The 14,361-nt window shown below is 61.4% G+C and carries 14 protein-coding genes; 8 read left to right on the forward strand and 6 right to left on the reverse strand.

Annotated features, from left to right (window positions below; all coding sequences use genetic code 11):
• Positions 1-55: 55 nt before the first annotated feature.
• A complete protein-coding gene (locus tag IE188_RS10585; RefSeq protein ID WP_191286466.1) occupies positions 56-409 on the reverse strand; it encodes a YraN family protein in 354 nt (117 codons plus the stop codon).
• Complete coding sequence (rsmI, locus tag IE188_RS10590; RefSeq protein WP_191286467.1) at positions 406-1,263, reverse strand: 16S rRNA (cytidine(1402)-2'-O)-methyltransferase; 858 nt, start codon at positions 1,261-1,263, stop codon at positions 406-408. Before rsmI ends, IE188_RS10585 begins: the two co-directional genes overlap by 4 nt.
• Positions 1,264-1,344: 81 nt before the next feature.
• Here rsmI and IE188_RS10595 point away from each other — a divergent pair, with 81 nt between their 5' ends.
• From IE188_RS10595 to murJ, 3 genes are read left to right on the forward strand one after another with little or no spacing between them, the layout of a single operon-like run.
• Positions 1,345-2,517, forward strand: a complete 1,173-nt coding sequence (locus IE188_RS10595) for a penicillin-binding protein activator (RefSeq protein ID WP_191286468.1) — start codon at positions 1,345-1,347, stop codon at positions 2,515-2,517.
• Entirely contained in the window at positions 2,504-5,287 is a 2,784-nt protein-coding gene (locus IE188_RS10600) for a [protein-PII] uridylyltransferase (protein ID WP_191286469.1), read from the forward strand. Before IE188_RS10595 ends, IE188_RS10600 begins: the two co-directional genes overlap by 14 nt.
• Positions 5,287-6,825 (forward strand): murein biosynthesis integral membrane protein MurJ, encoded by a 1,539-nt coding sequence (gene murJ / locus IE188_RS10605; RefSeq protein ID WP_229836732.1) that lies wholly within the window; start codon positions 5,287-5,289, stop codon positions 6,823-6,825. The genes IE188_RS10600 and murJ overlap by 1 nt, the downstream gene beginning before the upstream one ends.
• Positions 6,826-6,830: 5 nt before the next feature.
• Here the strand turns inward: murJ and IE188_RS10610 are convergent, their stop codons facing one another.
• Complete coding sequence (locus tag IE188_RS10610) at positions 6,831-7,517, reverse strand: rhomboid family intramembrane serine protease (protein ID WP_191286470.1); 687 nt, start codon at positions 7,515-7,517, stop codon at positions 6,831-6,833.
• 99 nt (positions 7,518-7,616) lie between these two features.
• On the opposite strand from IE188_RS10610, the gene trpS reads away from it, so the two are divergent.
• From trpS to IE188_RS10630, 4 genes are all read left to right on the forward strand, one after another.
• The gene (gene trpS, locus IE188_RS10615) at positions 7,617-8,642 is read left to right on the forward strand and encodes a tryptophan--tRNA ligase (RefSeq protein ID WP_191286471.1); all 1,026 of its coding nucleotides are present in this window, start codon (positions 7,617-7,619) and stop codon (positions 8,640-8,642) included.
• A 114-nt stretch (positions 8,643-8,756) separates the two neighbouring features.
• Complete coding sequence (locus IE188_RS10620; RefSeq protein ID WP_191286472.1) at positions 8,757-9,392, forward strand: CDGSH iron-sulfur domain-containing protein; 636 nt, start codon at positions 8,757-8,759, stop codon at positions 9,390-9,392.
• Between the two features lie 68 nt (positions 9,393-9,460).
• Complete coding sequence (locus IE188_RS10625) at positions 9,461-10,018, forward strand: hemerythrin domain-containing protein (protein ID WP_229836734.1); 558 nt, start codon at positions 9,461-9,463, stop codon at positions 10,016-10,018.
• A 50-nt stretch (positions 10,019-10,068) separates the two neighbouring features.
• Positions 10,069-10,710 (forward strand): TIGR02453 family protein, encoded by a 642-nt coding sequence (locus IE188_RS10630; protein ID WP_191286473.1) that lies wholly within the window; start codon positions 10,069-10,071, stop codon positions 10,708-10,710.
• A 13-nt stretch (positions 10,711-10,723) separates the two neighbouring features.
• Here IE188_RS10630 and hisG read toward each other — a convergent pair whose 3' ends face one another.
• From hisG to hisS, 3 genes are read right to left on the reverse strand one after another with little or no spacing between them, the layout of a single operon-like run.
• Positions 10,724-11,422, reverse strand: coding sequence for an ATP phosphoribosyltransferase (hisG, locus tag IE188_RS10635; RefSeq protein WP_191286474.1), 699 nt, complete (start codon positions 11,420-11,422; stop codon positions 10,724-10,726).
• Positions 11,419-12,522: an ATP phosphoribosyltransferase regulatory subunit gene (locus tag IE188_RS10640; RefSeq protein ID WP_191286475.1), complete on the reverse strand. Its 1,104-nt coding sequence runs from the start codon at positions 12,520-12,522 to the stop codon at positions 11,419-11,421. The genes hisG and IE188_RS10640 overlap by 4 nt, the downstream gene beginning before the upstream one ends.
• Positions 12,515-13,990, reverse strand: a complete 1,476-nt coding sequence (gene hisS, locus IE188_RS10645) for a histidine--tRNA ligase (protein ID WP_191286476.1) — start codon at positions 13,988-13,990, stop codon at positions 12,515-12,517. Before hisS ends, IE188_RS10640 begins: the two co-directional genes overlap by 8 nt.
• Before the next feature lie 147 nt (positions 13,991-14,137).
• Between hisS and IE188_RS10650 the strand changes: the two genes are divergently transcribed.
• Positions 14,138-14,332 (forward strand): SlyX family protein, encoded by a 195-nt coding sequence (locus tag IE188_RS10650; RefSeq protein ID WP_191286661.1) that lies wholly within the window; start codon positions 14,138-14,140, stop codon positions 14,330-14,332.
• The last annotated feature ends 29 nt before the right edge of the window (positions 14,333-14,361 follow it).

Raw genomic sequence — 14,361 nt, forward strand, 5'->3', positions numbered from 1 at the left:
ACTCCTGCTTTGGTTTCCTCTACATGGGACAGCCGGGCAGAATGCGCAATGGGCTTCAATAAGCCAAAGCGTTCTCGATGATATCGGTGGCGCCCTGCGCGTTCACCAGAGCCACGTCAAAGCGACAAGGCGTCATCTGCCCCTTCGGCTCGCGTTCAAGGTATTCGCAGGCGGTGGCATGGATGCGCTCCAACTGCGCCCGGTTGATCCGCTGGGCTGCGCGCATGAAATCACGAGATTTCTTGACTTCGACAAACACCACCGTGTCGCCATCGCGCGCGATCAGATCAACTTCGCCATAGGTGCCACGCCAGCGGCGCGCTTCGACAAGTTGGCCCCGGCGGTCATAGTCGCGCGCCACCGTATCTTCGGCAGCCTGTCCTGAAAGATAAGAAACCAGCCCGCTCATCTTTTCGTCCCAAGCTCAAGTGCGGCCTGATAAACCTTACGTCGCGGCAGGCCCAGCGCCTGCGACACCGCATTGACCGCGTCTTTCATCGACATATCCTGCATGGCTTTGATCAACATATCCTCCATCGCACCTGCGTCCTGAACATCGCCTGGACGATCCAGCACAAAAACCACTTCGCCCTTGATCGGTGTGTCCGCCAACTGCTGCGCAAGGTCCGAAACAGTTCCGCGTTTAACCTCTTCGAATTTCTTGGTCAGTTCGCGACAGATCGCGGCCTGACGGTGATCCGCCCCAGAGGAACACAATTCAGCTAACAATTTCTGAACACGTTTGGCGCTTTCAAAAAACACAAGCGTTGCCGGCAGCGGAAGCAATTCGGAAAGCCATGTTGCCCGCGCACCTTTGGCGGCGGGCGGGAAGCCGGCAAACAGGAACCTGTCGGTGGGCAGGCCCGACAGGCTGAGCGCGGCCAGGGTCGCAGACGCACCGGGCAGCGCGGTCACATATTGGCCGTTTTCGGCCAGATCCCGCGCCAGCGCAAAACCCGGATCGGCGATCAGGGGGCTGCCGGCTTCGCTGGCATAGGCAACCGATTTGCCCGCTGCGATCAGCTTGCCGATGCCCGCCCGCGCGGCCTCTCCCGAATGATCGTGATACGGGATCATCTTCCGTCCGTTCAGGGCGATGCCGTGAATATCCATCAGCTTGCGCGTGGTTCGCGTGTCTTCTGCGGCAATCACATCCGCCGAAGCCAGAACGTCCAGCGCCCTGAGCGTGATGTCGCGTGCATTTCCGATCGGCGTCGCCACAAGATAGAGGCCCGGATCAAGCTGGGTGTTTTGGGGTTTCACACTGGACCTGCCGATTGTTGCGTCTATGATATGTCCGTCTGCATCGGCCGTTCGGTGCCGTGTCTGGAAAAGGATTGTCGTATGTTCTCTGTTTTCGTCCGCACCCGCAAGGCGATCGGTCTGCTGTTTGCCATTTTGGGACTCACCGCGCTTGCCGCCTGTGGCGTTCAGGGCCCCCAAGTCGGACAGAACATCAACCCCGGAAAACCTGTCCCTGTGGCGCTCCTGGTGCCCGGTGGGTCGGGGTCGGCGAATGACGCGAACCTTGCCGTTTCGCTTGAGAATGCGGCCCGTATGGCGATGGCGGAGCTGTCGGGGGTCGAGATCGACCTGCGCGTCTACAACACCGGCGGCAGCCCGAATCAAGCGGCCGCCATGGCCACCAAGGCGGTGAATGATGGCGCCAAGATCATCCTTGGCCCGGTCTTCGCACAAAGCGCAAACGCGGCAGGCGTTGCGGTGGCGCGGCGCAATGTCAACGTGCTGAGCTTCTCGAACAACACCGGTATTGCGGGCGGCAATGTCTTCGTGTTGGGCAACACGTTCGAAAACGTCGCAAACCGACTGGTGCGTTACGCCGCGCGCAACGGCAAGGGGCGCATCATGATCCTGCACGGCAACGATCAGGCCGAGGTTCAGGGAAGCCAGGCCATTCAGGCGGCGATCTCGAACTCCGGTGCGACACTGGCCGGAACCGCATCGTTCGAGCTGTCGCAGAACGGCATCATCAACGCGATCCCAACGATCAGTTCCAAGGTCAAAAGCTTGGGCGCGCAGTCGGTGTTCTTCACGTCGGGCACCTCGGGCGCGCTGCCGTTCCTGGCCGGTCTTCTGCCTGAAAACGGCGTCAGCCCTGCCACCACCCAGTTCATCGGCCTGCAACGCTGGGACATCCCGTCAAACGCGCTGGCCCTGCCCGGCGTTCAGGGCGGGTGGTTCGCCCTGCCCGATCCCGGATTGTCCAGCCGTTTCGCCAGCCGCTATCAGGCGCGCTACGGGGCATCGCCCCACCCGATTGCGGGGCTTGCCTATGATGGCATTGCCGCGATTGGCGCGCTTGCGAAATCCGGTCGCGCAAACGCCCTGACCTCGACCGCGCTGACCCAGTCGCAAGGGTTCGTGGGCGTCAACGGCATCTTCCGTCTGCGCCCCAACGGCACCAACGAACGCGGTCTGGCCGTCGCGCAAATTCAGAACAATCAGGTCGTCGTGATCGACCCTGCGCCCAGAAGTTTCGGCGGTGCCGGGTTCTGAGCCGGATCGGGACGCCTTCGCCCCGGTCCCCGATCTGATCTGCCCTCCGCAAGACATCATTGATGGCGATGCGTTGTGGGCAGACCTGCAACCAGAGTTCGACGACGCCCCGGACGCGGCGGCCGTGCGCGCCGCCACCGTGACCCGGTTGCGAAGTGCCATGAAAACCGGGCGCGAAGCCATCGCAAATGCCTTGGCCGAACACCCGCGCACGGCCTATCCCGCGATTGCGTCCTATGCCTATCTGACGGATGGTATTGTCACGCTGATCTATCGGGTGGCGGTCGAGCGGTTGCACCCTTTGGCAAATCCCACCGCATCCGAACGGATCGCGCTGCTTGCCGTGGGGGGCTATGGCCGGGGCGAAATGGCGCCCCAATCCGATGTCGACCTGCTGTTCCTGACGCCGTACAAGATCACGCCCTGGGCAGAAAGTGTCATTGAAAGCATGCTTTACATGCTGTGGGACCTGCGGCTGAAGGTGGGCCACGCCTCGCGCACGATCGACGATTGCCTGCGTCTGGGCGAAGAGGATTTCACCATCCGCACCGCCCTTCTGGAACAGCGTCACGTCTGCGGCGATGCCGACCTGGCCCGGCAACTGGATGACGAGTTGTGGAACAAGCTGTTCAAGCACACGCTGGCGGAGTTCATCGAAGCCAAGCTGGCCGAACGCGACACGCGGCACGAAAAGCAGGGTGATCAGCGGTTCATGGTCGAACCCAATGTCAAGGAGGGCAAGGGCGGATTGCGTGACCTTCAAACGCTGTTCTGGGTCGCCAAATATCAGCATCGTGTCAGAGAACCCCGGGACCTTGTGTCAAAAGGGGTGTTCACCGAGGACGAGTTCGACACCTTTCGTGACGCCGAGGAATTCCTGTGGGCGGTTCGCTGTCAGTTGCACCTCGTCACCAATCGTCCGGCGGATCAGTTGACCTTCGACCTTCAGGTCGAAGTGGCCGACCGGCTGGGGTTCAAGGATACCGAAGCGCGGCGCGGGGTCGAGCATTTCATGCAGGCCTATTTTCGCCATGCCACCCAGGTCGGGGATCTGACCCGCATCGTACTGAGCGCGCTTGAGGCCGAACAGTTGAAAGAAGCCCCGACCCTGCTGCGCCTGTTCAAGCGCCGCAAGCGGCTGAAACCGGGATACCGCGAGAAACACGGCCGCCTGGACGTGGTCAGCGAAACCGATTTCCTGTCCGACAAGCTGAACCTGCTGCGCCTGTTCGAAGAGGGCTTGCGCACGGGCATGCTGATCCACCCCGACGTGATGCGCCTGGTTTCTGCCAATCTGGACCTGATCGACGACGATATGCGCAACAACAAGGAAGCCAACCGGATCTTCCTTGATCTTCTGCTCAAACACGGCAACCCGGAGCGTGCGTTGCGCCGGATGAACGAAGTGGGCGTGCTGGCCGCTTTCATCCCCGAATTTGAACCGATCAAGGCGATGATGCAGTTCAATATGTATCATTCCTATACGGTGGACGAGCACACGATTCAGGTGATTTCGAATTTCGCCCAGATCGAGCGGCGCGAACTGGGCGACGAGCTGCCGATATCGACCGAGATCCTGAAGCGGGGGATCAATCGTAAGGTTCTGATGGTGGCCATGCTCTTGCACGACATCGGCAAGGGCCAGCCGCAGGACCATTCCATCCTCGGGGCGCAGATCGCCCGCAGGGTTGCCCCCCGGCTGGGCTTGAATGCCAAGGACAGCGCGACCGTGGAATGGCTGGTCCGCTATCATCTTCTGATGTCAGACATGGCGCAAAAACGCGACATCGCCGATCCGCGCACCGTCCGTGATTTCGCCAAGGCGGTAAAAACGATGCGGCGGCTGGAGCTTCTGACGGTGCTGACGGTTTGCGACATTCGCGGTGTCGGACCGAACACCTGGAACAACTGGAAGGCCACGCTGATCCGCACGCTTTACAACCAGACGCAGCGCGCGCTGGAAGACGGGATGGAAGATCTGAACCGCGCCACCCGAGGCGCCGAAGCCAAACGCGCGTTGCGTCAGGAACTGTCTGATTGGTCCGCCAAAGACCTGCGTGCAGAAACATCCCGCCACTATGACAGCTATTGGCAAGGGCTGCATGTCACCGCGCACAAGGTCTTTGCCAACCTGTTGCGCGACATTAAGGATGACGAGGTGCGGATCGACATCTATGAAGATGAAGAACGTGACGTGACACGCGTTTATTTCGCGCTGGCCGATCACCCCGGCATCTTTTCGCGGATCGCAGGTGCGCTGACGGCGGTGCGGGCCAATATCGTGGATGCGCGGACCTATACATCGAAAGACGGGTATGCGACGGCGTGTTTCTGGGTGCAGGACGCCGATGGCCACCCCTTTGACGTGGACCGCAAGGAACGCATCGAAAAGATGCTCCATCGGCTCTTGAAAGGCGAGGTGATTGCGACCGAAGCCAATGCCAACAGCGAGAAGCTGAAAAAGCGCGAGCGGGTGTTCAAGGTGCCCACCCATATTACCTTCGACAATGAAGGGTCCGAGATCTATACGATCATCGAGGTCGACACGCGCGACCGCCCCGGCCTGCTGCATGACCTGACCCGGACACTGGCCAATGCAAATATCTATATCGCCTCGGCGGTGATTGCGACCTATGGCGAACAGGTGGTGGACTCGTTCTATGTCAAGGATATGTTCGGACTGAAGATCATGGCCGAACACAAGAAACTGCAACTCGAAGCCAAACTGCGGCAGGCAATCGAGCAAACGGCCGAAAGGGCAACGGCATAATGGCATCCAGACTGGCGCGTGGCTTCATGACTGTGGGGGGCTGGACCATGGCCAGCCGCATTCTCGGCTTCGTGCGGGATATCATGATCGGGGCCTTCCTGGGATCGTCTGCTGTGGCCGAGGCTTTTCTGATCGCCTTTTCGCTTCCCAACATGTTCCGCCGCTTCTTTGCCGAAGGCACGTTGAACGTGGCGTTCGTGCCCATGTTTGCCAAGAAGCACGAAGGCGGCGAAGGCGCGATGGAGTTCGCACGTGACGCGATGTCGGGGCTGGCGTTCATTCTGGTGATCTTCACCATCATCGCGCAAATATTCATGCCCGCGCTTGTCTATGCCATGGCATCGGGTTTTGCCGAAGACGACCGCTTCGATCTGGCCGTGACCTATGGGCGCATTGCGTTTCCCTATATCCTGTTCATCTCGATTGCCGCGCTTTTGTCGGGCGTGCTGAACGCCACCGGGCGCTTCATGGCGGCGGCGGCGGCGCCCGTGCTTCTGAACGTGATCTTCATTACGGCCATGTTCGTGGCCGACAGCCTTGGCATGAACATCGGTGACGCGCTGGCATGGACGGTTCCGGTCGCCGGGATGGCGCAGGTGGCGCTGGTCTGGGTCGCGGCCAGCCGCGCGGGCTATCGCCTGCTGCCGCGCAGGCCGCATATGACACCCGAACTGAAGCGCCTGTTCATCATCGCAGCCCCTGCCGCCCTGGCCGGAGGGGTGACGCAGATCAACCTTCTGGTGGGCCGTCAGGTCGCCAGCTTCTTCGATGGGGCGGTGGCATGGCTTTACTATGCCGACCGTCTGTATCAACTGCCGCTGGGCGTTGTCGGCATCGCCATCGGCATCGTGCTCTTGCCTGAATTGTCGCGCAACCTGCGGTCAGGTGACAATCTGGCCGGGCGCAATGCATTGAGCCGCGCGGGCGAGCTGTCGCTGGCACTGACCTTCCCGGCAGCCGTCGCCCTGATGGTGGTGCCCACGCAACTGGTCGAAGTGCTGTTTCAACGCGGCGCGTTCTCGGCGGATGACACGGCGTCGACCGCGCTTGCCACGGCGATCTATGGCGCGGGCCTGCCCGCCTTCGTGCTGCAAAAGGTGCTGGCCTCGGTCTATTTCGCGCGTGAAAACACCCGCACACCGTTCCATTTCGCGATTGTCGGGATGATCGTCAACCTCGTGGTCGCCGTCGGGCTGAGTTACTGGATCGGCTTCATCGCCGCCGCCATCGGCACCACGGTGGCAGGCTGGGCGATCACCGGGCTGACCTGGATCGGGGCTGCCCGCATGGGCGAAGATACACGCTTTGACACCCGGTTCTGGCGCCGCTTCTGGCGGCTGGCCGCTGCCAGTTGGGCGATGGGTGCCCTGCTGTGGGTCATGGTGTTGATCATGGGGCCGATGTTCGGCATCCCCGGTCTCAAGATTGTGGCGCTTGTGGTTCTGGTCGTCAGCGGCATCGTCGCCTATGGGCTGCTAGGCCAGTGGTTCGGCGCCTTCCGCCTGTCCGAGATCAAGGCCGCGTTCCGAAGGGGGTAAGACCCCTAACGCGCGCGCAGCCGCGCCAGCACCCGCGACCAGCCACCGGGGCTGACCAGAAACGACAGCCCGAAGCCTGCGGCAAAGCCCGCAATCTCGGACACCCAGTTCAACCCGGCCCCGAACAGCAACCCAAAGATCAGCTGCAAAAGCATCAGGAAGGCGATGATGCGAAAGGCCGAAAGCTGATTGCCGCCTGTTGCGGCCAGATTGGTCCATAGCAGGAACGTATAGGCCCCGATCAGACCATAGACAGCCGGAAAGCCACCGAACAGGATCACCGGCGTATCCCACACCACCCAATAGGCCAAAGCCCCCGCGATCGACGCCCCGAAATAGACCACCAGAAAGGCAAGGGGCGAAAACACCTCGCCCACCATCTTGCCAAGGGCCAACAGAAACACGAGCACGAACAGAAGATGGGTAAAGCTCAGATGCAGGAACGGATAGGTAAAGAACCGGGCCAGATCGCGCAGGGGGAAGCTGCTGGTCCCGATCATCTTGGCAAACAGCGGTTCATAGAACCCCCATTCCTCGATCATCGAAATGCGCCATCCCGCGGCTTGCGGCCCACCGACGAAGCCGCGACTGCCTGCTGCGAACACAAGCTCGATCCCCACCAGAAACACCGCCAGCGCGATCACCACCGGCGGCAGCGGGTTTACAGGGCTTTCTTCGCGGTAACTGCTCATATCGCGCTCTCCTTCGCCACTTCTGTGCGGGCCTTTCTTGACGGCCTTTGCCCACATGGGTAAGCGACGGGGGATCAGAAATCCAGACGGAGTGACAACATGACCAAGCACACGCCGCGCGTCTTTTCGGGCGTCAAGCCATCCGGCGGGCTGCAATTGGGCAACTACCTTGGTGCCATCAAACGATTTGTGGACATGCAAGGGCAGGATTACGAGGCAGTTTACTGCGTCGTTGATCTGCACGCGATCACCGTCTGGCAAGACCCCAAAGAGCTGAAAGATGCCACCCGCGAGGTCACGGCGGGCTATCTGGCCGCCGGGATTGATCCGTCTAAGTCTGTGTTGTTCAACCAGAGCCAAGTGCCCGCTCATACCGAGTTGGCATGGCTGTTCAACTGTGTTGCGCGTGTGGGCTGGATGAACCGCATGACACAGTTCAAGGACAAGGCGGGCAAGAACGCCGAGAAGGTCTCGCTGGGGCTTTATGCATATCCGGCGCTGATGGCGGCTGACATTCTGCTGTATCATGCCACGCACGTGCCGGTCGGCGAAGACCAGAAGCAGCATGTCGAACTGACGCGCGACATCGCCGCCAAGTTCAACCATGACTATGGGGCCGAAGACTTCTTCCCCCTGCCTGAACCGATCATCGAAGGTCCGGCGACTCGGGTGATGAACCTGCGCGACGGGTCCAAGAAGATGTCCAAGTCCGGCGAAAGCGACATGGAACGCATCAACATGACCGATGATGCCGACACCATTGCCAAGAAGTTCAAGAAGGCACGCACCGACCCCGACCCGCTGCCCGACACGCTTGAGGGCCTTAAAGGTCGGCCCGAGGCGCGCAATCTTGTGGATATCTATGCGGGTCTTTCTGAAACCTCGCCCGACGCGGTGATTTCCGAGTTTGCAGGTGCCGGTTGGGGCACGTTCAAGCCCGCGCTGGCAGATCTTGCCGTCGCGAAACTGGGTCCGATCTCCGAGGAGATGGCCCGGTTGATGAACGACAAGGCCGAGATTGACCGCGTATTGGCACAGGGCGCCGAACGTGCCGAAGCGATTGCGCTGCCGATCCTTGACCGAACCTATGACATCATGGGGTTCCTGCGGTCCCGTCGGGGCTGAGGCGGGCACAGACACCGCATCTACGAACGGCAAAGGGCGCGGTATGATCCGCGCCCTTTGGCGTTCCAGGCGTTCTGCGCTAGGCTGGCAATCAACAGACAGAAGGAGCGCGCCATGAAACGGAAGGAATACTCGGGTCAGGACATCACCGTCGGCTTCGATCTTGGGCGATGCATTCATTCGCGAAACTGTTTCCTGCAACTGCCCCAGGTGTTTGACCCCAACCAGCGCCCCTGGGTGCAACCAGAGCAGGCCACGGTTGAGGACGTCGCCGCCGTGGTCCGCGCCTGTCCCTCGGGCGCGTTGACCTATCGGCGCAAGGACGGCCGGAACGAACAGCCGCCACAGATCAACAAAGTGGCCGTTCTTGAAAACGGACCATTGGTCATGGCCGGTGATCTGTCGGTTGAGGGTGGCGAAACGCAGACCCGCGTGGCCCTGTGCCGTTGCGGGCTGTCGAAAAACAAGCCCTATTGTGACAACAGCCATGTGGATGCAGGTTTCGTCACGACCGGCGAGCCCGCACCCAAAGTCCCACCGTCAAAAGACGCGCAAGAGGGCGCCGTGAAGGTCCAACGCCAGCCAGACGGTCCCCTGAAGGTTGATGGGAATATCGAGTTGTGCACCGGCACAGGCAAACGCATTGCAAAGCTGGGCATGGCCTATCTGTGTCGCTGTGGCCAGTCGAAGAACAAGCCGTTTTGTGACGGCAGCCACAAAGATGCCGGGTTCAAAGACTCGCCAGAGTGACGGTTCCGCGTCGGCGCGCGGGGCTTGTATTGTTATAACATTACAATATCTGTCCCTGCATGACACAAATGCCAACCATCAGGCAAAAGGCCCTGCCCGAGGACATGCGCCTTTTGCTTCGGGACTATCCACGCGAGGCGTGGCCGGATCACCCGAATTTCGCCGCCTCCATCCATAACTGGATGGGCGCACATGTCATGTTCGGACAATTGGCGGAACTCATCCGTCTGAACACCGAAGCGTATCTTGAAAAACAGATCGACCCGGACGACCACGCCCGTCGCCTGTCGCATTACGGAAACCTGCTGGTGCGCAACCTGCATGGGCATCATCATTGGGAAGATCGCCGCTTTTTCCCGGAATTGTCAGCCGCGGACGGAAGATTCGATTCTGGATTGCAGACGCTTGAATCCGATCACCTCGTGCTAGACGACCTTCTGGATCGCTTCACGCGCCAGGCCAATCGTGTGGTAACATTGGCCCAGATGGACGAACCGCAAGCGCGTGAGGAAGCCAACCGGGTGCACGAAATGACGACCGTGCTGGAGGGGTTTCTGACACGCCATCTGACGGATGAAGAGGATCTGGTCGTGCCGATCCTGCTGCACCACAAGATGCGCGGTTGATCCGGGTGCCTGCGCCAATGCGCGTGGGCACCTCAAACGGGAGGACCGACATGTTCACGACCGAAACCCTGGTTTTTCTGCAAGACCTGAAAGCCAACAACACGCAGGACTGGTTCGCCAAAAACAAGGCGCGTTATGAAACCCACATCAAGACCGCGGCGAAAGCATTCAGTGACGACCTTGCCCCGCGTCTGGCCGCGCGCTACGGCACGGATGTCACCGCCAAGATCTTTCGCATCCACCGCGACCTCAGGTTTTCCAAGGACAAGACTCCTTATAACACGCATGTGCATATCGGCTTTGGCGACGCAGCGACCGGGGCGGCCTGGATGTTTGGCCTGCAACCGGATGATCTGGTCATCGGATACGGCTTGTTCACCTTCGACAAGCCGCACCTGACCCGTTGGCGCGAGGCCGTACAGGGGCGGCCGGGCGATCAGTTGATCAACCTGATGGAAACAGCGCGCCAATCGGGGCTGCGCCTGTCGGAACCCGAGTTGAAGCGCGTCCCTTCCCCCTATCCGGCGGACCATCGCAACGCCACTTTGCTGCGGCGAAAAAGCATCGCGATCTGGCGGGACGACCTGCCGTTGGAGCACGCGCTGGGGGACGACGCCGGGGCTGATTTAGCCCACGCGATGCGCGTTTTCGACCCGATCCGAGACTGGATGATCGACCATCTTCCCGCCTGAATGGCCCGGCGCTTCAGCGGTCGATGCCCAACTTGCGGCACAGCGTTTCCAGCGTCGCACGCTCAGTGGTCGACCACTCAGCCTTGCGTGACTTGAACAGTGTGGCCTGACTTTTGTGCACCGGCCCGCCAGCCAGAATTTTCAGATGATTGGCGCGCAGGGTTTCTCCGGTCGACGTGATGTCGGCCACCGCCTCTGCGGTTTCGTTCTTTACCGTGCCCTCGGTCGCGCCCTGACTGTCCACCAACTGGTAATCGGCCACGCCGTGATCGCGCAGGTGATCGCGGATCAGGCGGTGATACTTGGTGGCGATGCGCAGCCGGAACCCATGTTTCGCCCGGAAGGCGGCGGCGACGGCATCCAGATCATCCAACGTGTTCACATCGACCCAGCATTTCGGCACCGCGATGATCAGGTCGGCATGGCCAAATCCCATCGGCGCAAGCTCAGTCACCTTCTCGCTCCACGCGCCCAGTTTTTCACGCACAAGGTCCGACCCGGTAACGCCAAGATGAATGCGCCCAGCGGCCAGTTCACGCGGGATTTCCCCGGCGGACAGAAGCACCAGTTCCACCCCGTCGATCCCATCGACCGCGGCAGCATATTCTCGATCCGATCCCGTCCGCGACAGCGCAATCCCAGCCGCACCGAACCAGTCAAAGGTTTTTTCCATCAACCGCCCCTTGGACGGAACACCCAGCTTCACGGTCATTGCCCCGCCTCGCCTGTCAGTTCCAGCGTCAGTTCCGGGCGGATCACTCCCCCCACTGCGGGAATGTCGCGCCGGTCGCCGTTCTGGTTGCCCAGAACGCGGGTCAGCGCATCATAGCGCCCGCCGGTCGCAACGGGAGGCAGGTCCGGCCGCGTTTCGGAATAGAAGCCGAACACGAACCCGTCATAATATTCCATCGAGGTGCGGCCATAGCTGCCCTCGAAATCAAGCCGCGCCACATCGACACCACGCCGCTCCAACGCCTCGGCACGCGCTTCAAGCCGGTCGACCGCTGCGGCAATCGCGGGCATGTCCACGGCGATGTCACGCAGATGTTCCAACACGTTCGCCGTCGTCTCACGCAGCCCCAGAAGGTCGTCAAGCAGTTCAACCTCCTGCGCTGAAATCGGGGCGGCGGCAGCGTCCTCGTGCAGGGCGGCCACACGTTCGGCAATCTCGGAGGGAGAGCGCAGCCCGATATGGGGCGTATCAGCATCGAACGGATCATCCGCCACCAACAACTGAGCCCGCCCGTCTGGCAGGGGCGCGCGCCCGGCAAACCGGTCAATAAGCGCGCGGAACCGGCGTGGGCGCCAGATGTGACGCAGAAGGGCTGACTTGCGACGCTCGGTGGTGCGCAACCCACGCACGGCGGCCAGCAACAGCCCCATGTCCCCGGTGGCAGCGCGCAGGTTCAGGGGGGCGAGCACCTCTTTCAACAACGCAAACACCTCGGCATCCGCCTCGATGGGGGCTGCACGGTCAAAAACCTCGTATCCCACCTGGAAATACTCCGACGCGCGGTGCCGGGTTTCATCCTGCGCGCGAAACACCTCGCCCATATAGGCATAGCGTGCGGGTTCGGCCCCCTCAGCCATATGCATCTGCACCACCGGCACCGTAAAATCCGGGCGCAACATCATCTCGCCCAGATCCGGGTCATGGGTCACGAACGCACGGGCGCGGATATCCTCGCCATACAGGTCCAGAAGCGTTTCGGCGGGTTGCAGGATATCGGCCTCGACCACGCAGGCGCCGTGTCCCTCGAAGAAGGTCAGAAACCGCGTGGCCTCATCCCGGACGCGTGCCTTGTCAGCCATCATAGCCCTCGACGATCTCGCGCACTTTTGCGACCATCTCCGACCGGTCGCATTCAAACTGGCTGGGGCGTTCTTTCCATTCCTCAAGCGTGGCGTTTTCGGCGATCTTAGCCCCAAGGATCAGATCCTTGATTTGCACTTTTCCTGCCTCGAACTCGTCAGACCCCGCAATAATCGCTACGGGCGATCCGCGCTTGTCTGCATATTTCAACTGGTTGCCGAAATTCTTCGGATTGCCCAGATAGACCTCGGCCCGGATGCCCGCACCGCGCAACTCACCGACCATCGCCTGGTACTCCGCCAGCCGCGCCTTGTCCATGACGGTCACAACGACGGGGCCAACCTGTTTGCCCCCCATCCGCCCCTTGGCGCGCAGGGCAGCCAGCAGACGATCCACCCCGATGGATACACCCGTTGCCGGCACCGCCTGTCCGGTGAACCGCTTGACCAGATCGTCATAGCGACCGCCCCCCGCGACCGAGCCGAACTGACGCGGACGCCCTTTTTCGTCAAGGATTTCGAAGGTCAGCTCTGCCTCAAAGACAGGACCGGTGTAATAGCCAAGCCCGCGCACGACCGAAGGGTCGATCTCGATGCGGTCGGGGCCATAGCCTTGGGCGGCGAGCAGCGTCGCAATCTCTTCCAACTCGGTCACGCCTTCCGCGCCGATGGCACTGTCGCCCACAGCGGCACGCAGGTTTGTCAGCGTTCGATCGGCTGTCTCGCCTTTTGAGGTCAGGAAGGCCAGCACCGGTTCGGCCTGCTCATTCGACAACCCAACCCCGTCAATATAGGCACCTGACGCATCCAGCCGCCCCTTGCCCAGAAGCGCGCGCACTCCGGCTTCACCGACCTTGTCGAATTTGTCGATGGTGCGCAAAACGGCGTCCCGAACAGGGCCCTCGTCAACGCCCATCACCTCCAACACTCCGTTCAAAACCTTCCGGTTGTTCACCCGCACCACGTAATCACCACGCGGAATGCCGACGGTTTCCAGCGTGTCGGCCAGCATCGCGCAAATCTCGGCATCCGCCGCCATGCTCGCCGTTCCCACCGTATCCGCGTCACACTGATAAAACTGGCGAAACCGCCCCGGCCCCGGCTTTTCGTTCCGCCAGACCGGCCCCATCGCATAGCGACGATAAGGCGTCGGCAGATCGTTGCGGTGCTCGGCATAAACACGGGCCAGCGGCGCGGTCAGGTCATAGCGCAGCGCCAGCCAGCTTTCGTCCTCGTCCTGCCAGGCGAACACGCCCTCGTTTGGGCGATCCACATCGGGCAAGAACTTGCCCAGCGCCTCTACCGTTTCCACCGCCGAGCTTTCCAGCGCGTCAAACCCATAGCGATGATAGACCGCCGCGATCTGGTCGAGCATCACTTTCCGCTCGTCCACCTCGGCGCCGAAATAATCGCGAAACCCCTTGGGCGTTGCGGCCTTGGGGCGGGGCTGTTTCTTCTGCTTGGCCATGGCTGGTCCCGGTTCAGATACGTGTCGCGGGCGGTCTATCGGATGGGCGCGTCGGGGGCAAGGAAAGCCTGCCGCGGGGACAGCCGGAAAAAACCGCTGGGCCTGGGCGCGCGACCGCGCTATCACGCCCGCATGACCCAAGACCGCCTGACCCAACTTGAAGAAACCGTCGCCCACCTGACCCGCCAGGTCGAGGAACTGAACGAGGTTGTGGCCCGGCAGGACACGGAGCTGTCAAAACTGACCCACCGGGTGCGCATGTTGATGGAGCGCGAGGCAGAGCGGGAACAGGCCAATTCCGGTGGTGTGATCCTGGGCGATGAGCGGCCGCCCCACTACTGACGCGCCAGCTTCTTCTGGCCAAAAATATC

This window comes from Aliiroseovarius zhejiangensis (genome assembly GCF_014656375.1).
Classification (GTDB): Bacteria; Pseudomonadota; Alphaproteobacteria; order Rhodobacterales; family Rhodobacteraceae; genus Aliiroseovarius; species Aliiroseovarius zhejiangensis.